Annotated in this window: 22 protein-coding genes and 1 pseudogene; 11 read left to right on the forward strand and 12 right to left on the reverse strand. The window is 68.2% G+C overall.

Annotation, left to right across the window (positions count from 1 at the left end):
- Positions 1–8 precede the first annotated feature (8 nt).
- The 3 genes and pseudogenes from FHU38_RS02230 to FHU38_RS02240 all read right to left on the reverse strand — a co-directional run bounded on the left by FHU38_RS02230 (position 9) and on the right by FHU38_RS02240 (position 2645).
- Positions 9–823, reverse strand: a pseudogene (locus tag FHU38_RS02230) (SIR2 family NAD-dependent protein deacylase).
- Positions 820–1131 carry an antibiotic biosynthesis monooxygenase family protein gene (locus FHU38_RS02235; protein ID WP_167166002.1) on the reverse strand — a complete coding sequence of 104 codons (312 nt, stop codon included), beginning with the start codon at positions 1129–1131 and terminating at the stop codon, positions 820–822. The pseudogene FHU38_RS02230 and the gene FHU38_RS02235 overlap by 4 nt, the downstream one beginning before the upstream one ends.
- 92 nt (positions 1132–1223) lie before the next feature.
- Positions 1224–2645, reverse strand: a complete 1422-nt coding sequence (locus FHU38_RS02240; protein ID WP_167166004.1) for a M1 family metallopeptidase — start codon at positions 2643–2645, stop codon at positions 1224–1226.
- 15 nt (positions 2646–2660) lie between these two features.
- On the opposite strand from FHU38_RS02240, the gene FHU38_RS02245 reads away from it, so the two are divergent.
- The gene (locus FHU38_RS02245; RefSeq protein ID WP_167166006.1) at positions 2661–3428 is read left to right on the forward strand and encodes an alpha/beta fold hydrolase; all 768 of its coding nucleotides are present in this window, start codon (positions 2661–2663) and stop codon (positions 3426–3428) included.
- A gap of 23 nt (positions 3429–3451) precedes the next feature.
- Here FHU38_RS02245 and FHU38_RS02250 read toward each other — a convergent pair whose 3' ends face one another.
- Entirely contained in the window at positions 3452–4327 is an 876-nt protein-coding gene (locus FHU38_RS02250) for an A/G-specific adenine glycosylase (RefSeq protein ID WP_167166008.1), read from the reverse strand.
- A gap of 34 nt (positions 4328–4361) precedes the next feature.
- Positions 4362–4871: a pyridoxamine 5'-phosphate oxidase family protein gene (locus tag FHU38_RS02255; protein ID WP_167166011.1), complete on the reverse strand. Its 510-nt coding sequence runs from the start codon at positions 4869–4871 to the stop codon at positions 4362–4364.
- Positions 4872–5052: 181 nt separating this feature from the next.
- Here FHU38_RS02255 and FHU38_RS02260 point away from each other — a divergent pair, with 181 nt between their 5' ends.
- Complete coding sequence (locus tag FHU38_RS02260) at positions 5053–6189, forward strand: LLM class flavin-dependent oxidoreductase (RefSeq protein WP_167166013.1); 1137 nt, start codon at positions 5053–5055, stop codon at positions 6187–6189.
- Positions 6190–6198: 9 nt separating this feature from the next.
- Here FHU38_RS02260 and FHU38_RS02265 read toward each other — a convergent pair whose 3' ends face one another.
- Together FHU38_RS02265 and FHU38_RS02270 are read right to left on the reverse strand one after the other, a co-directional pair.
- A complete protein-coding gene (locus FHU38_RS02265; protein WP_167166016.1) occupies positions 6199–6690 on the reverse strand; it encodes a beta-class carbonic anhydrase in 492 nt (163 codons plus the stop codon).
- Between the two features lie 67 nt (positions 6691–6757).
- Positions 6758–7858 carry a LacI family DNA-binding transcriptional regulator gene (locus FHU38_RS02270; RefSeq protein ID WP_167166018.1) on the reverse strand — a complete coding sequence of 367 codons (1101 nt, stop codon included), beginning with the start codon at positions 7856–7858 and terminating at the stop codon, positions 6758–6760.
- A 190-nt stretch (positions 7859–8048) separates the two neighbouring features.
- Here FHU38_RS02270 and FHU38_RS02275 point away from each other — a divergent pair, with 190 nt between their 5' ends.
- From FHU38_RS02275 to FHU38_RS02285, 3 genes are all read left to right on the forward strand, one after another.
- Positions 8049–8951, forward strand: a complete 903-nt coding sequence (locus FHU38_RS02275; RefSeq protein ID WP_167166020.1) for a metal ABC transporter solute-binding protein, Zn/Mn family — start codon at positions 8049–8051, stop codon at positions 8949–8951.
- Positions 8948–9766, forward strand: coding sequence for a metal ABC transporter ATP-binding protein (locus FHU38_RS02280; RefSeq protein WP_167166022.1), 819 nt, complete (start codon positions 8948–8950; stop codon positions 9764–9766). Before FHU38_RS02275 ends, FHU38_RS02280 begins: the two co-directional genes overlap by 4 nt.
- Before the next feature lie 164 nt (positions 9767–9930).
- Positions 9931–10833 carry a metal ABC transporter permease gene (locus FHU38_RS02285; RefSeq protein ID WP_167175385.1) on the forward strand — a complete coding sequence of 301 codons (903 nt, stop codon included), beginning with the start codon at positions 9931–9933 and terminating at the stop codon, positions 10831–10833.
- On the opposite strand, the gene FHU38_RS02290 is transcribed toward FHU38_RS02285, so the two are convergent.
- Positions 10772–12079, reverse strand: coding sequence for an alginate O-acetyltransferase AlgX-related protein (locus tag FHU38_RS02290; protein WP_167166024.1), 1308 nt, complete (start codon positions 12077–12079; stop codon positions 10772–10774). The two genes, FHU38_RS02285 and FHU38_RS02290, sit on opposite strands and share 62 nt — an antisense overlap.
- 38 nt (positions 12080–12117) lie before the next feature.
- Positions 12118–13344: a DUF445 domain-containing protein gene (locus FHU38_RS02295; RefSeq protein ID WP_167166026.1), complete on the reverse strand. Its 1227-nt coding sequence runs from the start codon at positions 13342–13344 to the stop codon at positions 12118–12120.
- Positions 13345–13475: 131 nt separating this feature from the next.
- Between FHU38_RS02295 and FHU38_RS02300 the strand changes: the two genes are divergently transcribed.
- A complete protein-coding gene (locus FHU38_RS02300) occupies positions 13476–14243 on the forward strand; it encodes a DivIVA domain-containing protein (protein WP_167166028.1) in 768 nt (255 codons plus the stop codon).
- Between the two features lie 37 nt (positions 14244–14280).
- On the opposite strand, the gene FHU38_RS02305 is transcribed toward FHU38_RS02300, so the two are convergent.
- Genes FHU38_RS02305 through FHU38_RS02315 form a run of 3 tightly spaced genes read right to left on the reverse strand, consistent with a single transcriptional unit; the run spans position 14281 to position 17840 of the window.
- Positions 14281–15279 (reverse strand): Gfo/Idh/MocA family protein, encoded by a 999-nt coding sequence (locus tag FHU38_RS02305; protein WP_167166030.1) that lies wholly within the window; start codon positions 15277–15279, stop codon positions 14281–14283.
- Between the two features lie 22 nt (positions 15280–15301).
- Positions 15302–16795 carry a CoA-acylating methylmalonate-semialdehyde dehydrogenase gene (locus tag FHU38_RS02310; RefSeq protein ID WP_167166032.1) on the reverse strand — a complete coding sequence of 498 codons (1494 nt, stop codon included), beginning with the start codon at positions 16793–16795 and terminating at the stop codon, positions 15302–15304.
- Between the two features lie 40 nt (positions 16796–16835).
- A complete protein-coding gene (locus FHU38_RS02315) occupies positions 16836–17840 on the reverse strand; it encodes a LacI family DNA-binding transcriptional regulator (RefSeq protein ID WP_167166034.1) in 1005 nt (334 codons plus the stop codon).
- A 136-nt stretch (positions 17841–17976) separates the two neighbouring features.
- Here FHU38_RS02315 and FHU38_RS02320 point away from each other — a divergent pair, with 136 nt between their 5' ends.
- From FHU38_RS02320 to iolC, 5 genes are read left to right on the forward strand one after another with little or no spacing between them, the layout of a single operon-like run.
- Positions 17977–18870 (forward strand): TIM barrel protein, encoded by an 894-nt coding sequence (locus FHU38_RS02320; RefSeq protein ID WP_167166036.1) that lies wholly within the window; start codon positions 17977–17979, stop codon positions 18868–18870.
- A gap of 21 nt (positions 18871–18891) precedes the next feature.
- On the forward strand, positions 18892–19917 hold the full coding sequence (locus FHU38_RS02325) for a sugar ABC transporter substrate-binding protein (RefSeq protein WP_167166038.1): 1026 nt from the start codon (positions 18892–18894) through the stop codon (positions 19915–19917).
- Positions 19914–20957 carry an ABC transporter permease gene (locus FHU38_RS02330; RefSeq protein WP_167166040.1) on the forward strand — a complete coding sequence of 348 codons (1044 nt, stop codon included), beginning with the start codon at positions 19914–19916 and terminating at the stop codon, positions 20955–20957. Before FHU38_RS02325 ends, FHU38_RS02330 begins: the two co-directional genes overlap by 4 nt.
- Entirely contained in the window at positions 20954–21751 is a 798-nt protein-coding gene (locus FHU38_RS02335; protein WP_167166042.1) for an ATP-binding cassette domain-containing protein, read from the forward strand. Before FHU38_RS02330 ends, FHU38_RS02335 begins: the two co-directional genes overlap by 4 nt.
- Entirely contained in the window at positions 21748–22683 is a 936-nt protein-coding gene (gene iolC, locus FHU38_RS02340; RefSeq protein ID WP_167166044.1) for a 5-dehydro-2-deoxygluconokinase, read from the forward strand. The genes FHU38_RS02335 and iolC overlap by 4 nt, the downstream gene beginning before the upstream one ends.
- Positions 22684–22706: the final 23 nt, after the last annotated feature.

The following is a 22706-nucleotide window of genomic DNA, read 5'->3' on the forward strand; positions in this document are numbered from 1 at the left end:
CCGGGTTGTCAGTCCGCGAGTCGCGAGGCGATGGCGCGCAGTGCCTCCAGTGCCCCGCACGGCACGGAAACGCCCCGGCCATGCCGCACTTCGGGTTCGCGCGGGTTGATCCGGACCAGCGCACCGTTGGCCGCGCTCGCCAGCTCGGCCTGCCGCCGCACGGTCGGCACCGCCAACCCCGCACCCAGCTCCACCACCGTGACATCGGTGTTGGCACGCCGCCATGCCCGCAGCGTTTCGAGCTGCCGTTGGGTGCGGTGCGGTATCCAGCCCATATCGCCGAACATCAGGATGTTCGGTCGGGCAGGCGCACCGCAGTGCGGACAAGACGGCAGCGGTGGTCGTGCCCGCATCGTTTCCGGATCGACGTCCAGGTCGATACCGTCGGCAGGCCAGATGTCGTCGCCGCAGCAGGCAAGGCACTGCAGGTGGTGGGCCGAGCCGTGCACCTCGGTCACCCCGGTGAACCCGGCGCGCTGGAACTGGCCGTCCACGAGGTGAACACGTGCACCCCGCCGCGCTTGGCCTCACCCCACTCCCGCAGCAGCTGGAACCCTTCGTGCGGGGTGGTCTCCCGGTACAGCGAGAGCCGGTGGCCGTAGAAACCCCAGGCCAGCTCGGGGTCGGTGGTGAAGTGTTCGGGATCGGCCAGTTCCACGAAACTCAACCCCAGCCGGGCGTAGGGCGGGTAGGCACGCCAGAATCCCTCGTCGCCACGAAAGTCCGGCAGACCGGAGTCCACTCCCATTCCAGCGCCCGCGCAGACCAGTAACGCGCTAGCCGAGGAGATCAGCTCCGCGGCCCGGTCGAGCTCCGCTTTCACTCAGCAGCGGGCTCAGAGCTTTGCACGACCTCGAACTCCAGCAGGCTCGCCCCGCTGACCACCGGTTTCGCGCGTTCACCGGAGTGCGCTTCCCGCGCAGGTCCCTGTGCCCACGCCTGGAAGTGTTCCTCGGTCTCCCACTTCGTGTAGACGAAGTACCGGTTCTCTCCGGAGACGGGTCGCAGCAGTTCGAAGCCGAGGAACCCGGGCTGGGAGTCCACCGCGTGCAGCCGCGCGGCGAACCGCTTCTCCAGCTCGGGGCCCGCGCCCTCGGGCACTTCAATCGCATTGATCTTCACAACAGCCATGGGGCAAGCCTAGGCCCTCGGCCGGAGGGTGCCGGGTGCTCTGCGGGACGACGGGAGCGGGGGACTCGCGGGCAGGAGCGGGGGACTCGCGGTCAGGAGGGGTAGAGGTAGGGCCGCGGTGGGCGTTCGGTGCTTCGAAACCAGGCGTCGAAGAAGCCGCGCAGATCCTGCCCGGTGCTGCGCTGTACGTACTCCTCGAACTGCGGCCAGCTCGCATTGCCGTCGCGGTGCATCGCGGGCCACTCCCGCAACACCCGGTCGAATGCCTTGTCGCCGATCCGTTGCCGAAGCGCGTGTACCGCGAGGATGCCCTTGTCGTAGACCCCTTCGAACTCGTGTCCCGCACCCATGTCGTACAGCCGAGGGGCCCAGAACGCGGCGTTGTCGCGCAGTTGTTCCACCGCCCTGCGGTAGCGCGCGTCGAGGTCGTCACCTTCCTTGTGCTCGGCCCACAACCATTGCGAGTAGCTGGCGAAGCACTCGTTGAGGCAGATATCGGCCCAGGACCGCACGGAAACCGAGTTGCCGTACCACTGGTGCGCGATCTCGTGCACCACGGTGCCCAGGTCGGCGGAACGGGTGTAGGTCGGTTTGCCCTGGGTTTCCAGCGAGTAGCCGATGTCCTTGCCTAGGTAGATCCCGCCCGCCGTGGTGGCCGGGTACTCCCCGAAGCGGCCCGCGAGGAACTCCACGATCTCCGCCACGCGTGCCGCCTCGTCCCGCATGGCATCGGAGCCGGGCGCGAACGCGTTCAACACCGGGGTTCCGTCCTTCAGCTCACCGCGCTGGAAACTGAACCGGTCGATGACGACGGTGGTCAGGTAGCTGGCCACCGGGTCCGGTTCCTTCCAGGTCGTCGTGGTCCAGCCGTCGGTCGTCGACTCCTCGCCGCGACGGCCGATGGAGACCGCCGACCAGCCCTTCGGCACGCTCGCCCGCAGTTCGAAGGTCGCCTTGTCGCGCGGGTGCTCGTTAACCGGGTACCAGTAGGAGGCCGACTGCGGTTCCCCGAGCACGAAAGCCCCGCCGCTGGGGCTTCGTTGCCAACCGTCGCCGCCGAGTTGGGCGTCCTGCGAGCCCTGGGGCGTTCCTGAGTAGCGCACCCTCGTGCTGAACGTCGAACCCTTTCGCAGCGGTCGGGCAGGCGTGACGACGAGTTCGAAGCCGTCCTCACGGGAGAAGCGTGCCGCCTCGCCGTCGACCTCCACCGACGACACCGTGAAGCCGCGCAGATCGAGGTTGAACCGGTCCAGGTCGTAAGTCGCCTCGGCTGTCACCGTGGTGTCGCCCCGCAGCCTTCCACTGCTGGGGTCGTAGCGGACGGACACCTGGTAGCCGGTGGCGTCGTAGCCGCCGTTTCCCGCGTTGGGGTAGTAGGGGTCTCCGATCCCCGCCGATCCTGCCTCGGCTCCACCTCCCGACTGGCCGGGAGCGGCCGATTCCGGCGCTGTGCAGGCGGCTAGGGTGCTGAGCAGACCGCAGAGCACAGCGGCCCGCACGCGGCGGTAGGGCATGAACGGGAAGCCTAGATGCGAGCACGTGAGGACGTCGTTGACTTCGGCGGCGAGGGTACGCCGATCGTGCTGTTGCACGGGCTGATGGGCAGGGCCACCACCTGGTGGCGGGTTTCGCGGTGGCTCACCGACTACGGGCACGTGGTCGGTCTGGACGCCCGTGGCCACGGGCGGTCACGCCGTCGTGGGACCTGGCGCACCGAGGAGTTCGTCGACGACGTAGCTGACTTGATCACCGATCTTGGCGATGGCCCCGCGGTGGTGCTGGGGCACTCGATGGGTGGACTGCACGCGTGGGTGCTGGCCGCCAGTTACCCGCACCTGGTGCGCGGGGTCGTCGTCGAGGACATGGCGCCAGATCAGCGCGGCCGAACGGTGGACGCCTGGCGTGCCTACTTCGACTCGTGGCCGGTGCCGTTCCGGTCACTGGCACACGTTCGAGACTTCTTCGGCAGCACGGGCGACTACTTCATCGAGTGCGTGCGGGAGGAAGCCGACGGCTACCACCTGCTGGCGGACCTTGAGGACCTCTACCGGATCGCAGGCGAGTGGGGGCGTCGCGAGTACTGGTCATACGTGGCAGGAGTGAAGTGCCCGCTGCTCGTGGTCGAGGCAGGCGACACTGCCATGCCACCTGGTCAGCAGGCACGGCTTGCCGAGTTGGCGCCCGGGGGCGGCAGGCACATCGTGATCGAGGGGGCGGGCCACGTCGTGCACGACGACGCGCCACAGGAGTTCCGAGGCGCCGTCGAAGCGTTCCTCTCCGAGGTGCTCGACCGCTGATCGGTGAGCGCGAGCGCCCGGTTTCAGTGCTCTCCGGGGAGGCCGAACCTCCCGTCCGGCGTTTGCTCGACCAGCCCGTCCACGAGCAGCGAGTCCAGGCAGCGGTCTCGCTGACCCGGTTTCGACCAGACGACGTCCAGTCGGGACTTCTCCACCGGCTCGGTGGTGTTCCTGAGCACGTCGAGCAGCAGACCGCGAACGTGCCGGTCGGTGCCGCCGTACTGCTGCACGGGCTTGGCCGGACCGGTGTACTCGGGCCTGCCCGCGCGCTGCCACGCACAGTCGGACACCAGCGGGCAACCCGTGCACCGGGGCGAGCGGGCCACGCAGATCAGTGCGCCCAGTTCCATCAGGGCGGCGGAGAACCGTGCCGCCGTTGGCTCGTCGGCGGGCAGCAGGGCCTCCACGTCGGCGAGGTCTCGGCTGGTTGATGCGGGTCCGGAGTCACCCGCGCCGTGCACGGCCCTTGCCACGACCCTGCGCACGTTGGTGTCCACCACCGGTGCGCGCCTGCCGTAGGCGAAGGCCGCGACAGCGCGCGCTGTGTAGGCCCCGATGCCCGGCAGCGCGAGCAGGGTGTCGACATCGTCGGGGACCTCGTCGCCGTGCTCTCGCGCGATCACGCTCGCCGCGGTGTGCAGTCGTAGCGCGCGCCTCGGGTAACCAAGCCTGCCCCACGCTCGCAGCACCTCGCCCTGGCTTTCCTCGGCGAGGGCCGACGGCCGTGGCCATCGGTCCAGCCACTCCTGCCACACCGGCAGCACTCGGGCCACGGGTGTCTGCTGGAGCATGATCTCGCTGACGAGCACGCCCCACGGAGAGCAGTCGACCTCGCGCCACGGCAGGTCCCGAGCGCTTTCGTCGAACCAGTCGAGCAGGCAGTCCGCATCGATAGACATCGGCGCCGATTCAACCAGACTCGCGACCGCTCGCTCACTCGCCGAACGCGAAGCGGGTCTGGCTGTAGGGGTTCTTGGAGAACGCCAGCATCTTGGCGGGTGTCACGCCGAACACGGGTGCCCGGTGAGCTTCGTTTCCTGGGTCGCGGAACTGCCCGCCGACCACCTCGAACGGCCAGCCGAGCTTGTCCAGCCACAGCTCGGCCAGCCGGGTGAGGACTGCCTCGTCGCCGACCTGCTCGGCGGTGCCCTCGACGATCACGTCAAGCCCGTCGCGGTAGGAGTTCGAACCTGTGGTGAGCACGCAGCGCGGGTTTGACTCGAGGTTGCGGGCTTTCTGCTCGTGTGCCCCGGTGCAGAAGTGCAGCCTGCCGTCCAGCCACATCGCAGGCAACGGCGCCACGTGTGGGCGCCCGTCCCGGCGAACGGTGGACAGCCAGAACATTTCCGACTCGCGCAACACCCGCTCGACCCGCGCCCATGCAACGGCCGTGCTGCCTGGCTCACTGAACTCGAATACGTGCTCTCCACGCGGCTCGTTCATCACCGGCACTCCTTTTCACCTCCGGCTCTCACCAGGCCTGTCATCGGTACTGACGCGGCCGAGGCGAAGGACTCATCGGTTTCGCCGAGCAGGGACGAAAGTAGGCGAGTGCGGGTGACCTTGGGCCGTGGCGGGCCGCTTCACCGGCTGGTGAACCTTGCCGTTACGCGGGAGGAACCAGATGACGAGCACGGCGTTGCAGGCAGGGGTGTATGTGCCGCCCAGTCCGCCGGTGGCCGGATTGCGGGTGCTCACGGCGATGGCTCGACTGTCACGGCTGGATTCGCTGTTCGTGGAGGACCACCTTCAGGAGTTCTTCCCCACCAAGCTGTGGGACCGCCGGTTCACCTGGGAGGCGGGTCGGCTGTGGAGTCCGCACGAGCTGTTCGACTACCAGACGTTGCTCGGTTCCCTCGCGGGCAGGGCAGGGCGGTTGCGGCTCGGCGTCGGAGTCACCGAGCCGTACCGCCGCCACCCCGTTGTGATCGCCCAGGCCGCCCTCACCTTGTCGCACCTGACCAAACGTGCTCCGATTCTCGGCCTCGGCGCGGGCGAGAAGCTCAACATCGAACCCTACGGGCTCGACATGCACCATCCGGTCGATCAGCTGGAAGAGGCGTTGCGGATCATCCGGCTGTGCTTCACCTCACGTGGCCCGATCGACTTCGACGGATCGCACTTCAAACTGGAGCGCGCCGTCATGGACCTGCGACCCCCGCCCGGCCGGACACCGCGGATCTGGGTAGCCGCACATGGTCCGCGCATGCTTGAGCTGACCGGGCGCTACGGCGACGGCTGGCTGCCCGAGTCGGGTGTGCTGGGTACGCCGGAGCGCTACGCCAGGGCGCTGACAGCCGTACGGGCCGCGGCGGAAGGAGCAGGCCGAGATCCCGGGCACATCACGCCCGCGCTGCTCGCCTTTGTCGCCGTGGCGCCGACCCGAAAACGTGCCCGCGCGATGCTCGAAAGCAGCCTGTTGCGGTACTGGGCGCTGCTGTTTCCGGCGCGGCGTTGGCAGGAGTTGGGTGCGAGGCACCCGTTCGGACCGCACTTCCGTGGCGTTGTCGATCTCCTGCCCGAGACCTACGACAGAGCTACGCTCGACGCCGCGGTCGCGGACGTGCCGCCCGAGGTAGTCGAGTCCGGGGTCATCGTCGGCACCGCCGAGCAGGTGTACCAGCGCCTGCGCGAACTGCGCGAGGCCGGGCTACGGCACGTCGTGCTCGGCCCGTTGTCGTTCCATCTTTCGATCTACGACGCCGCATACACCGTTTGGGCGATCCGGCGGATCGCGCACGCTCTACACCGGGAACGATGACCGGCTCAGCTACCGCACCTCTGTCAGCTCTCCGGCTCGCACGTCGTAGACAAAACCGCGGACGGTCTCGGTGTGTCGCAGGAAGGGGCTGCGCCGGATGCGCTCGATCGACTGCCTGATGTTGGCGTTGAGGTCGCGGAACGCCTCCACGGACCACGGCGGGCGAATCCCGCTGTAGCCTTCCAGCTCGTCCTTGAAGCCGTCCTCGGTGACATCGTTGAGTCCGCAGTTCGTGTGCTGCACGATCATGATCTCGCGAGTGCCCAGCTTGTGCTGGCTCAACGCGAGCGAGCGGATCATGTCATCGGTGACCACGCCACCAGCATTGCGCAGGACGTGTGCCTCGCCCTGCAGCAGCCCGAACAGTTCGAAGACCCGGATCCGCGCGTCCATGCATGTCAGGATCGTCACGTGCAGCGAGGGGCGGGGCGAGGAGCGGTCGCCGGGTACAGCGTTGCCGAGTTCTTCGTTGCGCTTCAGCAGCAGGTCGATCGAGCTCATGTCACCCATTCCAGCGGTAGCGGCCATTGCTTCACAACATCGTCAGGCGGACGTCACGCGGCCCTTCTCACGGGCCGAACCAGCGTTCCTCGGCGGTGCGTGGTGGCGCAGAGGTCGTGCCGATTCGCAGCTCCGTCGGCAGCGTGATGACCTTGGGCGACACCCGGTCGCCCGCGCCGAGCAGCAGCTTGCCTGCCGCCCTGCCCTTTTCTAGCACCGGCTGGTGCACCGTGGTCAGCCCGGCGCGGGTCGCCTCGGCAATGCCGTCGAAGCCGGTGACGGTCAGGTCGGCGGGCACGCGCAAGCCGCGCCGCCCCACCTCGGCTATGGCGCCGAGCGCGAGAATGTCGGAGGTGCAGACTAGCGCGGTCACGCTGGGGTGCGCGTCGAGCAGTTGCCGTGCTGCCGAAGCACCCTCATCGACGCTGTGCTCGAATCGCTCCACCACGGGGACGCTTGCCCAGTCCACGCCTGCCTTTTCGAAGGTCTTCGCGAGCGCGGCCAGCCGGGTCCGTTGCACGTGGTAGTGGGCCTCGTGTTGGCGCCGCAACGAGGCGAAGCCGTCGTTGCGGTCCCGGGCGAGTCGCATGCAGAGCACACCGACCTGGCGGTGGCCGAGGCCGACGAGGTGGTTGGCGAGCCCGACCGTTGCCGCCTCGTCGTCGGGACCCACCCGGTCAACCCCTTCGACCTGCGGCTGGTCGATGATGACAGTCGGTACCGGCCGGGAGAGCACCGCCGCGAGATGGGGGTCGTCGTCCGGCACCGAGTAGACGACGAACCCGTCCACCCCCGCGCGATGTACCGCGGCGACGTCCTCACGGCCGGGACTCGCGGGCACGAGGTGCAGGCCGACGCCCGCGTCCTCGCAGGCGAGCGCGAGCCCTTCCAGCACGCCAACGGCAGCGGGGTCACGGAACGCGTAGGAGAGGTTCTCGGTGAGCAGCAACCCCACAGCGCCAGCCTTGCGGGTACGCAGCGACCGCGCGACGGGGTCGGGGCCGGGGTAGCCGAGTCGGCGGGCCGTTTCCAGCACGCGGCGGCGCAACTCGGGTGACAATTGATCCGGCCGATTGTAGGCGTTCGACACCGTCGTCCTGGACACGCCCAGTTCGGCGGCGAGCGACGCGAGAGTCGCCTGCCGCCTGGTTCGCATCGGCCGGTTCATGAACAAACCGTAACGTTTCAGAAGCCGTTGCAGAAGCACTGCCCCATACCCGTCACATCCTGACGCTGAGTCGCAGCCCACATCACTCGTTGGTGGCCAAGTCAGCCGATGGGGTACGGTGTAATCGACAACGATTTCCATTATCTGCACTGGCTGTGATGTGGCGTGACTGACGGGAGCGTGGTTGTCGATGAGAACTCTCCGCCCGGGGCGGCTTGCGGCCGTGCTCGCGGGGCTGCTGGCACTCGTGCTCGGCATCGCCGCGTGCGGCGGCGGCTCCGGCAGCACGGCCGGCGACGGTCGCATCTCGGTGGTCACCTCGACCAACGTGTGGGGTTCGGTGGTGAGCGCCGTCGCGGGCGAGACCGTTGAGGTGCGTTCGCTCATCGACGACCCGTCGGGTGACCCGCACTCCTACCAGGCGAGTGCGGAGGACGCGGCCGACGTGCAGTCGGCACGGTTGCTCGTCTACAACGGTGGCGGCTACGACGACTTCTTCACCCAGCTCGCCGACCAGGCACCCGACGCGCAGCGCGTGGTGGCCTACCAGGTCGCGGGCTCGCCCAAGAACGAGCACGTCTGGTACGACCTGCCCACCGTGGCGAAGGTCGCCGACGACATCGCCGCGCGGCTCGGCGAACTGGACCCGGAGCAGCGGCAGGTGTTCGAGAACAACGCCAGGGAGTTCTCCACCCGGCTGGACGAGCTGCTGCGGCAGGTCGACACGATCGCGGCCACGCACGCGGGTGAGCCGGTGGTGGCAATGGAACCCGTCGCCGACTACCTCATCGAGCGAGCCGAACTCGACAACGTGACGCCTACGGACTTCTCCGAAGCCGTGGAGAACGAGACCGACATCCCGGTCGCCGCGCAGCAGGAGATCACCGAGTTGGTCAGCCGGGGGCAGGTTCGTGCGGTGATCAACAACCAGCAGACGGTCAGCCCCGCCACGGAGCGCGTGATCGAGCAGGCCCGCGGGGCTGGGGTGCCGATTGTGGGTGTCACCGAGACGCTGCCGGAGGGCGGCGACGGTTACATTGCGTGGATGAGCGGGCAGGTGCGGGAACTCTCGGAAGCCCTGGGCGAACGATGAACAGTGCTGCGATCGAGTTGACCGACGCCGCGTTGCGGTTCGGCGACCGGACTCTCTGGTCGGGGCTGGATCTGCGGGTCGAGCCTGGCGAGTTCCTGGCCGTGCTCGGTCCGAACGGCTCAGGCAAGACGAGCCTGCTGCGCGTGTTGCTCGGCCTGCAGCCGCTCAGTGCGGGTACCGCGACCGTGGCGGGTGCGCAACCCGGCAGGACGAGCGACCGCGTTGGCTACGTGCCTCAGCAACGGGCGATGGACCAGGGGCTGACGCTGCGGGGCAACGACCTCGTGGGGCTCGGACTCGACGGGCACCGCTGGGGTACCGGGCTGCTCGGCTTGCGGAAACGGCGCCACAAGATCGCGGCCGCTGTCGAGTCGGTCGGCGCCACCTCGTTCGCGTCCTCACAGGTGGGCAAGCTGTCCGGGGGCGAACAGCAGCGGCTGCGGGTGGCGCAGGCGTTGATCGGTGACCCGGACGTGCTGCTGTGTGACGAGCCGCTCGCCTCGCTCGACCCCACTCACCAGCAAGTCGTCAGCGGTCTCATCGACGCGCGCAGGCGTGCAGCTGGCACCGCGGTGCTGTTCGTGACCCACGAGATCAACCCGGTGCTGTCCTACGTCGACAGGGTGCTTTACCTGGTCGACGGCCGGTTCCGCATCGGCACACCGGAAGAGGTCATGACCTCTGCGACCCTGTCGCAGCTGTACGGCACACAGGTCGAGGTGCTCAGGATCGGTGACCAGATCCACGTCGCGGGCGCGCAGAGTTGCCTTTGCGAGGACGAGGTGCATCACGAGGCCGACGAGCCGGTGCCATGAGACCGGGTGAGCAACGGTTTCGCGCCCCGACCAAGCAGTACCCGCCTCGGGAGAGCCGCGTGAAGGTGGCACGAACGTCCGCACGAAAACCGCGTGACAGTCAGCACGAAAACCGCATGAAAACCGCATGAAAACCGCATGAAAGCCGCGTGAAAGCCACAGCCATGGACAAGCTTTTCGATTTCGAGCTCACCGCGCGCCTGCTCGGTCTCGACTTCGTGCAGACAGCACTGCTGGCCGCCGCCGTGCTCGGGATACTTGCGGGCACCCTCGGTCCGCTCATCGTCATCCGCAGGATGTCCTTCGCCGTTCACGGCACCGCGGAACTGGCGTTCACCGGCGCGGCCGCGGCGCTGCTGCTCGGTGTCGGCATCAGCTACGGCGCACTGGCCGGTGCCGTCGTCGCCGCGTTGCTGCTCGGGCTGCTGGGCAGCCGGGAGTCCGACCGCGACTCCGTGATCGGGGTGATCCTTTCGTTCGGGCTGGGCCTTGGTGTGTTGCTGCTGTGGTACTACCCCGGCCGAGCGGCGAACAAGTTCGGCATCCTCGTCGGGCAGATCGTCGCGGTGGAGCCGACGGACCTGCTGGCGCTCGTCGTGGCGGCGATCGCGGTGCTGGTCGTGCTCGCCGTGATCTACCGGCCTCTCCTGTTCGCCAGTGTCGACCCCGGCGTCGCGGTGGCCCGCGGCGTTCCCGTTCACCTGCTCTCACCGCTGTTCGCCGTGCTCATCGGGGTGGCGACAGCGTTGGGCGTGCAGATCGTGGGCGCGTTGTTGGTGGTCGCGCTCATGGTGACTCCCGCGGCCGCGGCCGCGAGGCTCACCGCCAGCCCGCTGCGGGCAACGCTGCTCGCCATCGCCTTCGCCGAGACGGCCGCGCTCGGCGGCATCGTGCTTTCGCTGGCCCCCAGCGCACCGGTCAGCTTCTTCGTCACGGCGATCTCGTTCACGATCTACCTCGTCGCGAGGGTGATCGAGTACGTGCGGGGCAGGCAACGCCGGGTGGTCAGCGGATCGGTCGCCGCGCCATCGCCTGCCGTGCCTGCTGTAGAAACCCCTCATCGATGAACGGCAACGTGCTCGCCGCCACGGAGCGTTCGACGGCCTGCACGACGACAACCTCGGCGTCGGTGAACGCGTTCAGCACCGTGCGTTCGTAATCGGCCATGGACGGATAGCCCAGTATCGTCAGGTCGCTGAACCCGGCGGGCAGGTACCGCGACGATGCGAGGGCGAACGAGTCACCGAACACGAGCGTCTTGCTGTTCACCGTCTGCTCGATGGGGCTCGCCGTGTGGTGTTGTGGTCGCTCCAGGTCGAGTAACGGCTCGGTGGTTCGGTCGGTTTGGCCGTCGGGGCGTAGTTCGTAGCGCAACGTGGACTTCTTCTCCGACCTGCCGAGCATCCTTGGCAGGTCGGCGGTGCCGGTGACCCAGCCGACCCCGGCGGCCCGCCACGCTTCGGTCACCCCTGGCTGAACCGCCTCCGCGACGGCGCGGGTGAGCACGATCGCGCCCTCGTCGGTCCAGTGCGTGTCGTTGCGGAAGTACACCGGCCTGCCGAGCAGTTGCGCCTGCGCCGCCAGCTCGTCCCTGATGTCGACGACGTAGTCGCGGCTGCCCGCGAGCCGCCAGAACTCCTGGCTCGCCAGTCGGGAGCACTGCTTGCCCGCGTAGGAATCCGGCAGGTGCTGCGGTGCCATCGTCGTCTTGTCGGGGGCGATCACGAACACGAACCTGCGACCCGAGCTTTCCACCGCCTCGCGGAGCCGGTCGATGCGCGCGAAGGTCTGCTCCATCGGCCGCTGCGGCTCGCATTTGCCGTCGACGTCGAAACCGTAGTACAGCCAGCCGTCCCCGCCCTCGATCACCCGCCGGTAGCCGGGTTCGGTGTGCGGCGTGTCCTGCCCGGGGACCTGGCCTGCCGGGGGTGACTGCGGGCTTCCAGGAAGCGGTCCCGGATTGCCTGTGCCGCCCTGGTCGAAGGGTGCGGGCTCGCCGAAGAACGTCCTGCTGATCGCGTCGGCGGCAGTGACGGCGCCCGCACGGAAGACTAGCTGGTCGGTCGCCCAGGTCGGCAGGTCGGTGAAGAACGACCAGCCCGCCGCGATGCTGGGAAAGCCGGCGAGCGGGTGGTTCTCGATCTCGGCGGGGCGTGCGCCGCCCAGCCACATCAGGTTGGGGGCGGCGAAGAAGATCAACGCGCAGATCAGGGCGGTCAGTTGCCTGCCGCCGTGCCGTGGCCGATGCAGGGAGTGCTCGCGAGGCAGCCAGGCTTCGTGCACGGCGGGCAGTTGCTGCGGTCGGTTCGGCACGCCACAACGTTAGCCACAGCGGCTGCCTCGGCGGGCGGCTAATGCAACATCAGCAGAACCTGCAACTCGCCAACGACGAAACCGATCACGCCGCCGACCGCGATGAGCTTCCACTCGTCCTGCCGAAACGCCGGTCGCAGCAGCTCCTCGTACTCAACCGGTGTGAGCCGCAGCATGCGATCCTCCACCATGTTCGCCACGTCCATTGCCCTGGTGAGGTAGTCCTCCGCGTGCCGCACGGTGTCGGGGAGCCTGCGCAGCGCTCGCTCCGACGCGGCGCGCTTGATCTCCTCAAGTCGTCGCCTGCCGACGGCTACACCTGTCAGCGGCCGCGCCGCCTCCGCCTGCTGCTCCACGGCCTCGGCGACCATCCGGCGCACCATCGCGACCAGCCGGTCGGAACGCGGTCCGCGCAGAATCGCATCCATCAGATTCGGCACGGTAAGCAACTCGTTAGCGATCATCTCGCCGTACTGCCTGGCCACTTCCGCACGCCTGCGCTGGAACTTGCCGTGCAGCGTGAAACGGCCGAACCGGATCGGTTCCCTCGGCACGAAGATGAGTTTGATGGCAAGCCAGTCGGTGAACAGGCCGATCGAGGCGCCGAAGATCGGCATCACAATCGGGTTCTTGGTCAGCGCCCACACCACCGATTGCACGATGCCGAGAACGAAACCGAAGTAGATGCCGGAGCGGGCGATGAAGGCCATCTCGGGCCTCGACGTCTCCCTGATCAGCCGCACAAGCAGGGCCTTGTCGGAGGTGAGGCGCCGCACGCTCATGTGCTTGACGTCGAGCACCTCGTCGAGGTTGGTCCTCAGCTCGTCCATCACCTGCCGTACGAGCCGGGGTGAGCTCGCCTGGAGCTGTTTGATGAGCAGCTCCCGCGCCATCTGGGGCAGCGCCTCCCACAGTTTCGGGTGGCACTCGGTCAGTACGTCGCGGGCTATCTCGTCGACGGCTCGCAGCAGGGGCTGTTCGATCTCCCTGGTGATCCGGTCGGGGTCGATCCGGTCGAACACGTCCCGGATGTCGAGCAGGTTGGAGGTGAGCAGGTCGGTGGCGACCGCGGCCATCCTGCCGCCGTGCCGTGGAACCACTCCCTGCCAGCCGAGAAAGGTGCCCTTGATACCGACGAACTCCAGCGGTCTGAACATCATCTCGATGGCGACACGCTTGGTGACGTAGCCGATCAGCGCGGCCACCACCGGGATCGCCGCATACAGTGGCCAGTTCTGGGCGAGGTCGTCGAGAACCGCTTCCATCCGCTGGCCTCCCTCCCGCTGCCTGCTTGTGTGGTCACTTCCGGCAGGCTCAGCTCACCGTAGCCGGAACTCGTCGAATGGGTCCGTTCGGAGGTATGGGATTGGGCTTGTGGACTCACTAAGGTTGCCGAATGGCAGAAGCTGAAGCACCCCCGAACCCCAACAGGAACTCCGCGTTCGCGACCGCCTTTCGTGGTTACGACCAGGCGCAGGTCGACGAGTACGTCAAGAAGCTCAGTGACGAACTGGTCGCCGCGGCGAAACACCGCGACGAGGCGAGCGCCTCGGTAGCCGAGCTGACGAAGGCGCTGAGCTACGCGCAGACCGAACTGGCCGACGCCAAGGCGGCGCTCACCCGCATGGTCGAGGACCCGGCCGGGCCCGCGGCGATGACCGAGCGGGTCAAGACGATGATGCAGTTGGCCGAGGACGAGATCGCGGAGCTGCGGGCCAAGGCCGAGCAGGAGGCCGCGGCCACCAGGGAAGCCGCCGACTCCTATGCGGACAAAACGAGGCAAAAGGCCCAGGAGGAGGCGGAACGGCTCGCAGAGGAGGCCAAGCAGCGGCGGGACGCGCTCGACAAGGAAGCCGAGGAGCGGCGCACCACACAGGCGCGCGAGACAGAGGAGGAACTGGCGGCCAAGCGTGCCGAGGCAGAGCAGGCCGCTGAGGAGTTGCGGCGCGAGGCCGAGCAGCGCGCCGACACGATGATCGCCGAGGCGGAGCGCAAGCTCGCCGACGCCGAGCAGAAGCGGACGGAGGCACTCGAACTGCGCGAGAAGGTGGCCGACCGGCTGGCTGCCAGCCACATCGCCCTGCGGGAAGCCATTGATCGGCTGGGGCCCGAGCCGGAGTCGGAGCTGGAGCAGGAGCCGGAGTCGGAGAAGCAGCCTGCCTGAGTGGGCTGACGCGGGGGCGTGCGACTGGGGAAGCGGCTCAGCGCACTTCGGAGATCGAGACGGGGCGCCGTTGCCGTCGGGAGAGCTCGCACGCCTCTGCGACGTAGAACGCCTCGAGCGCGTCCGCCGGGGTGCACGGGCTCGGGGAGTTGCCGGCGACCACATCGGTGAACGCGGCCAGCTCCCGGACATAGGCTGCCTGGAAGCGATCCAGGAAGTGTGGGTAGGCCGGGCCGGCAGGCCGTGGTATGCCCGGCTCGACGGAGGCAAGCGGGGTGCGTTCGTCCATTCCGACGGCGATACTGTCTCGCGATCCAAGTAGTTCGAGCCGCACGTCGTAACCCGCACCGTTGTAGCGCGTGGCCGACGCCAGCGCGATCGTGTCGTCGTCGAGCGTGAGTACGGCGGCGGCGGTGTCGACGTCGCCTGCCAACGCGAAGAACTCGGCGCCCCGGTTGGTTCCCAGCGCGTAGGCCTCGACCACTTCCCTGCCGGTGACCCAGCGGATCGCGTCGAAGTCGTGCACGCTGCAGTCTCTGAACAGCCCGCCGGAACGCGGGATGTACTCCGCGGGAGGGGGAGCAGGGTCCAGTGTGGTCGCCCGCAACGTGTGCACCCGGCCCAGCTTCCCTTCCGCGACGGCCGACCGGGCCGCCAGATGCCCGGGGTCGAACCGGCGCTGGAACCCGATCTGTACCTCGACGCCGCAACCCTTGGTTCGCTCGATGACATCGAGCGTGCCCGCGATGTCGGCGGCTACCGGCTTCTCGCAGAACACCGGGATACCCGTCTGGACTGCCCTGATGACGAGTTCGGGGTGCGCGTCCGTCGCCGTGGCCACCACCAGCCCGTCCGGTCGCATCGAGAACAACTCGTCGATACCGGCCGCGAACTCCATGCCGAGCGCGGCTGCCGTTGCCCTCGCGCGGGCAGGGTCGATGTCGGCGACCACAACGGACTCCACGGCGGGGAGGTCTCCGAGGATTCGCGCGTGTGCGGTGCCGATCCTGCCGGTGCCCGCGAGTCCCAAACGCATACTGTCGCCCTTTCGAGGTTGTTCAGCCGTGGGTCGGGAAGCCGAGGTCCACACCGTGGCGCTGTCGTGGCCACCTTGCGGTCACCGTCTTGGTGCGGGTGTAGAAGTGCACGCCGTGGCCGCCGTGGACGTGGGTGTCGCCGAACAGTGAGTCCTTCCAGCCGCCGAATGAGTAGTAGGCCATCGGCACGGGGATCGGCACGTTGATGCCGACCATCCCCACCGTCACTTCGCGCTGGAACCGGCGGGCGGCGAGCCCGTCACCGGTGAAGATCGCCACTCCGTTGCCGTAAGGGTTGGCGTTCACCAGTTCGACGGCCTCGTCGAAGGTCGGAACGCGGACCACGCACAGCACCGGCCCGAAAATCTCGTCGGTGTAGACCGACATCTCCGGCCGCACGTGATCGAACAGGGTCGGGCCGACCCAGAACCCGGTTTCGTGACCGGAAGGTGCCCGGCCGCGCCCGTCGACGACCGCCGTGGCGCCCTGCTCGACGCCGGCCGCGATGTAGGAGGTGACGCGGTCGCGCGCGGAGGCAGTAACCAGCGGACCCATCTCGGATTCGGGGTCGGTGCCGGGTCCGGTCCGCAGCGCCCGCGTGCGCTCGGCGATCGCGGTCACCAGTGCGTCGGCGATCTGGCCGACGGCCACGACCACGGAGATGGCCATACAGCGCTCGCCCGCGCTGCCGTAGCCCGCCGAGACGGCGGCGTCCGCCGCGACATCGACATCGGCGTCGGGCAGCACCACCATGTGGTTCTTGGCTCCGCCGAGCGCCTGAACCCGCTTGCCCGCCGCCGTGCCTCGCGCGTACACCTGCCTGGCTACCGGTGTGGAGCCGACGAAGGAGGCGGCCGCGACGCCGGGATGGTCGAGCAGCGCGCCCGCAGCCTCACCGTCTCCGTTGACCACATTGAGCACTCCCGGCGCAAGCCCCGCTTCGGCGAACAACTCGGCGAGCCGGATCGACGCCGACGGGTCGCGGTCGGATGGCTTGAGCACGAAGGTGTTGCCGCACGCGATGGCGATCGGAAACATCCACATCGGAACCATCACGGGGAAGTTGAAGGGCGTGATGCCCGCGACCACGCCCAGCGGGTGGCGCACCGAGTAGGCGTCGACGTCACGCGAGACCTGCTCGGAGTGCTCGCCCTTCAGCAACTGCCCGATTCCGCAGGCGAACTCGACCACCTCGAGCCCTCGCTGCACCTCACCGTGCGCGTCGGAGATCACCTTGCCGTGCTCGGCGGTGATCAGCTCGGCGAGTTCGGTTCGGTGGGCGTCCACGAGCTGCCGGAAGGCGAACAGCACCTTGGTGCGGGTCTGTAGTGAGCTGTCCGCCCATTCCCGCGCCGCCTTGGCGGCGGAGGCCACGGCGAGGTCCACATCGGCGCTGCCCGCGAGCACGACCTGCCTCGCGACGGCTCCCGTCGCGGGCTGGAACACCTCGCCGGTGCGGGTGGTGACGCCCGAGGTGTGGGCGTTGTCGATCCAGTGTTTCACCAGTTCAGCCACGGAAGAACAGCGCTCCTTCGATCGCGTTGGTCGCAACAGCTCAGTGCGAGGGTGGGCAGGTGGTGGCGCGTACGACAAGTGAGGGCCGCAGCAGGTGCCTCGCGGGTTCGTCGCGTCCCGCCCTGACCCGTTCCAGCAGCGCCTGCACGGCCAACCTGCCCATCTCCAGCCTCGGCTGGTCGACGGTGGTCAGCGAGACCCGTTTGAGGGCGGCCAGCGAGGTGTTGTCGTAGCCCACCACCGAGATGTCGTCGGGCACCCGCAGGCCTTCCTCCTCCAGCGCTGAGATCGCGCCGAAGGCGTTGAAGTCGTTGCCGCAGAACAGCGCGGTGGGCCAGGAGTCGCGCGTGGGCGTGCTGAGCAGCTGGCGAACCGCCTTCTCGCCCCCGGTGTCGGTGTGCTCGCTGGGCACCACGACAGGCGACAACCCGTGCGCCTCCATCGCGAGCCGGTAACCCTTGCGGCGCGCGGCTGCGGTGGTGGCCGTGCCACCATCGAGGTGCGCGATGCGCCGGTGTCCAAGGGAGATCAGGTGCTCGACGGCCAGCAGGGAACCCGCGACCCCGTCATCGTTAACAGTATCAACTGTGGACAGTCGGGAGCTTCTGGAGACGAGTACGACCGGGCACTTCTGTGCTGTGGCCTCAATGGCGGACGCCGCCACCACGGGGGAAAGCAGCACGATTCCCGCAGGGTGGAAGGAAAGCAGGCTGCGCAGTGCGGCCCGTTCCCTGCTGGGGCTTCGCGAGCCGGTGGTGAGCACGAGTTCGAACCCGGCCTCGCGTGCCGCCGCTTCCAGTCCCTCGATGACATCGGCGAAGAACGCGTTGCGCAGATCGGAGACCATCACGCCCAACACCGTGGAGGTGCGGCTGGCCAACGCTCTGGCCATGACGTGCGGCTGGTAGCCCAGCTCCTCGGCCGCGGCGAGCACCGCGGCTCTGCGCTGCTCGCTCACTTTCGGCGAGTTGTTGAAGACCAACGAGACCAGCGCACGGGACACGCCCGCCCGTGCGGCCACGTCCTCCATGGTCGGTCGCGCCAACGTGCCCTCCGGATTCGGGATTGATGCGGCGAATGGCCTTGACAGTGCCGTTCAGGACGCTACACGATTGTCGCGCTCCAACCAATAGAGCGCTCTAACTCGGGAGCGTTCGGCGCACCGAGCGGAAGGGTCAACGATGACGACGCCTGCGGGATTGCGAGTGGCTGGTGCGCCGATCTCATGGGGTGTCTGCGAGGTCCCTGGTTGGGGCAGGATGCTCGACGTGTCTACCGTGCTCTCCGAGTTGGCCGCGGTCGGCCTCACGGCCACCGAACTGGGGCCTCCCGGTTACCTGCCGAGGGAGCCAGCCGAGCTGAACGCGCTACTCGGTGCGCACGAACTGGGCCTGGTCGGCGGCTTTCTCGCGGTGCCGTTGCACGAGCGAGTGGATTCGGCGTTGGCGGCGGCTGAAGCGTCGGCGGCGTTGTTCGCGGCGGCAGGCGGCGACGTGCTGGTGCTCGCGGCCGCTACCGGGCTGGACGGTTACGACGAGCGACCCATGCTCGACGACACGAGCTGGCACGCGCTGGTCCGGACGGCCACGGCTATCGGCGACCTCGCGGCGAGCTACGGCGTCACCACGGTGCTGCACCCGCACGTGGGCACGCACGTGGAGACCCGAGGCGAGGTCGAGCGCTTCCTGGCCGACTGCGAGCTACCGCTGTGCCTTGACACCGGCCATCTCCTGATCGGAGGGACCGATCCGGTCGAGCTGGCTCGCCGATACCCCGAACGCGTGGGCCACGTTCATCTGAAGGACGTCCGCGGTGAGCTGGCGCAGCGTGTGCGAGCAGGCGAGCTGCCCTACACCGCGGCGGTCGGGCAGGGCCTGTACGTCCCGCTCGGCGAGGGTGACATCGACATCGAAGCGATGGTTCGGTCCGTTCATGACGCCGGCTACCGGGGCTGGTATGTCCTGGAACAGGACACCGCGCTCGACGAGCACGATGCCGTCGATCTCCCGGGGCGCGCCGTCGCCCGCAGTCTTGCCCACCTCACCGACGTCCTCGGCCGGTTGTCGGCCGGCTAGTTCGAAAAAACTGGAGAGACAATGAAGTCTGACCGAACCGATGGCGCCCACCGGCCCGCTCCCGTCAAGAACCACCGCCGCTGGTGGCTGGCCGCCTGCGCGGCGGGCGCGTTGCTGCTTGCGGCGTGTTCCGGCCCGCAGGGCACCGACTCCGGCGACGAAGCCGCCGCAGGCCAGCAGCAGGGTGATGGCCTTTCCGTGGCTGTCATCTCGCACGGCACCCCCGGTGACGCGTTCTGGAACGTGGTCAAGAACGGTGCGGAGGCGGCGGGCCGTGATCTCGGCGTGGACGTCGAGTACAACGCCGATGGCGACCCCGGAAACCAGGCCAAGCTCATCGACAACGCGGTGGCACAGCAGGTGGGCGGGATCGTGGTCTCGATGGCGAACCCGGACGCGCTCGGCCCCTCGATCAAGCGAGCGGTCGACGCGGGCATTCCCGTGATCACCATCAACTCCGGTGAGGACCGCAGCGCCGAGTTCGGCGCGCTGACCCACGTGGGTCAGAACGAGAGTGTCGCTGGCGAGACAGCGGGAGCCAAGTTCTCCGAACTCGGCAAGAAGAAGCTGCTCTGCGTGATTCACGAGGCGGGCAACATCGGCCTCAACCAGCGCTGTGAGGGCGCGCGCGACGGCTTCGGCGGCCAGGTGAGCAACCTTCAGGTGGACATCAACAACCCCACCGACGTCGAGTCGCGCATCAGGGGCGCGCTGCAGACCGACGAGGGAATCGACGCCGTGCTCACGCTGAATTCGCAGGTCGCCGCGCTCGCTGCCAGCGCGGCCGAGGCGGCCAACTCGAAGGCACAGGTGGCGACCTTCGACCTCAACTCCGATGTGGTCGCCGCGATCAAGGCGGGTGACGTGCTGTTCGCGGTGGATCAGCAGCAGTACCTGCAGGGCTACCTGCCGGTGCAGTTCCTGAAGCTCTACGCCGACAACGCGAACGTGGTCGGCGGTGGCAGGCCGGTGCTGACAGGGCCCGACCTGGTGGAGAAGGACAACGTGGACCGCATCGGACAGTACGTCGACCGGGGTACGCGATGACCGTTACGGCAGCCGGTCCGGCCGACGAGCGGGTCGCGCGAGCACGCCCCCTCGACCGGCTGGTGGTGCGGCCGGAGATCGGCGCCCTGCTCGGCGCCATCACGGTGTTCGCCTTCTTCTCCTTCGTCACCGAGCAGTTCCTCAGCGTCAACGGCGTGGCGACCTGGCTGGACACCGCCTCAACGCTGGGCATCATGGCGGTGGCGGTCTCGCTGCTGATGATCGGCGGTGAGTTCGACCTCTCCGCAGGCGTGCTGACCGCCTCGACCGCGCTGGTCACGGGCATCCTCGCCACACAGTTGGGTTGGAACGTGTGGTTGGCGCTCGGCGGCTCGCTGGTGTTCGCGCTGGCCGTCGGAGGGTTCAACGGCTGGCTCGTCATGCGGACGGGGCTGCCCAGCTTCATCGTCACGCTCGGCACCTTCCTGGCATTGCAGGGACTGAACCTGGGTGTGACCAGGTTGGCCACCGGCACCGTCCAGGTGTCGGGTATCCGAAGCGCGGAAGGCTACGAGTCGGCGGGCATGCTGTTCGCCTCGACGATCGACATCGCGGGCACGTCGTTCCAGGTGTCCATCCTGTGGTGGATCATGGTCGCCGCCGTCGCGGCGATCGTGCTGGTGCGCACACCGTTCGGGAACTGGATCTTCGCGGTCGGCGGAGCGCCGGTGAGTGCCCGCGCCGTCGGTGTGCCGTTGGTACGCACGAAGATCCTGCTTTTCATGACGACGGCGACGGCGGCCTGGTTGGTTGGCTCGATCAACATCCTGCGCTACACGACCGCGCAGGCCAACCAGGGCATCGGGTTGGAGTTGCAGTTCATCACGGCAGCGGTGGTGGGTGGCTGCCTGCTGACCGGTGGGTTCGGTTCTGCGATCGGCGCGGCCATCGGTGCGTTGATCTTCGGAATGGCGCGGCAGGGGATCGTCTACGCCAACTGGGACAGCGACTGGTTCATGCTGTTCCTCGGCGTGATGTTGCTTGCCGCGGTGCTGGTGAACAACACGTTCCGGCGACGCGCGGAGAGGGTGAGGCGATGACTGGGCAGCCGGACACGCCGTTGATCGAGGTAAGGGGGATCGGCAAGTCCTACGGCAGCGTCATCGCGTTGCGGGATGTGTCGACCGTGGTCAACGCCGGAGAGGTGACCTGCGTACTCGGCGACAACGGCGCGGGGAAGTCGACCCTCATCAAGATCCTCGCCGGGGTGCACAAGCACGACAGCGGCGAGTTCCTCGTCGAGGGCAGGCCGGTCAGCTTCGGCTCACCCCGCGCCGCGCTCGAACTGGGCATCGCGACCGTGTACCAGGATCTCGCCGTCGTTCCGCTGCTCAGCGTGTGGCGCAACTTCTTCCTGGGAGCGGAACCGAGGAAGAGTATCGGTCCGCTGAAGTTCCTCGACCGCCGAAAGGGAAGGCAGACCACCAAACGCGCACTCGCCGACATGGGCATCGACCTGCGGGACGTGGAGCAGCCGGTCGGCACGCTGTCCGGTGGCGAGCGGCAGTGCGTCGCCATCGCGAGAGCCGTCCACTTCGGAGCGAAGGTGTTGATACTAGACGAGCCGACCGCCGCGCTGGGGGTGAAACAGGCGGGTGTGGTGTTGCGTTATGTCGCGCAGGCAAGGGATCGCGGTCTCGGGGTCGTGCTCATCACCCACAACCCGCACCATGCCTACCCGGTGGGTGACCGGTTCCTGCTGCTCAACCGGGGAGCTCCGCTTGGCAGCTACGAGAAGTCCGAGATCGACCTGGCCGAGTTGACCAGCCAGATGGCAGGTGGCGCCGAGATCGAGGCGCTCGAGCACGAACTGCGGTCGGTGAACTCGAAGTGACGCTGGAAGCGCTCACGGTCGGCAGGGTCGGGGTGGACCTCTACCCCGAGCAGAGCGGGGTGCCGCTCGCCGAGGTGCGTTCGTTCGCCAAGTCACTCGGCGGCACGGCGACCAACGTCGCGGTCGCCGCCGCGCGGCTTGGCAGGCGAACGGCGGTGTTGACGAAGGTGGGGCCGGACGGGTTCGGCACGTATGTGCGCTCAGCGCTACGTGAGTTCGGCGTCAGCCCCGACTACGTCGGCACGGCCGAAGAGTTGCTCACGCCGGTGGTGTTCTGCGCGCTCGATCCGCCGGAGGACCCGCCGCTGCTGTTCTACCGCGCGCCGCTGGCACCGGATCTGTCGCTGACGGAGGACGACGTGCCGTGGGACGTCGTCGACTCCGTACCGCTGCTGTGGGTCACCGGCACCGGCGTGTGCGCCGAGCCCGCTCGCACCACCCAGCGTCAACTGCTTCGCCGCAGGAACCGGGCCAGGCACACCGTGCTGGACCTGGACTACCGGCCGATGTTCTGGCAGGACAGGGAGGCGGCGCGAACCGAGATCGGTTGGATGCTCGACCACGTGACCGTGGCGGTCGGCAACCGGACCGAGGCCGAGGTCGCCGTTGGCACGAGTGATCCCGAGGAGGCCGCTCGCCGGATGCTGGCCAGGGGTGTGGAGCTTGCGCTGATCAAGCAGGGTTCGGCGGGTGTGCTGGTGGCTACGCGGGAAGGGTCGTGGACGGTGCCCCCGTTTCCGGTCGCCGTCGTCTGCGGGTTGGGCGCGGGCGACGGTTTCGGCGGAGCGCTGGTGCACGGCCTGCTTTCCGGGTGGGACCCCGTCCGGATCGCGAGGTACGCCAACGCGGCCGGCGCGATCGTGGCGGCAAGGCTCGCGTGTGCTGACGCCATGCCCACGCGCGAGGAGATCGAAAGGACGTTGGCGAGTTGATCACAGACGAGCAGTGGCGAGAG

Origin of the sequence: Saccharomonospora amisosensis (assembly GCF_011761185.1) — a bacterium.
Classification (GTDB): domain Bacteria; phylum Actinomycetota; class Actinomycetes; order Mycobacteriales; family Pseudonocardiaceae; genus Saccharomonospora_A; species Saccharomonospora_A amisosensis.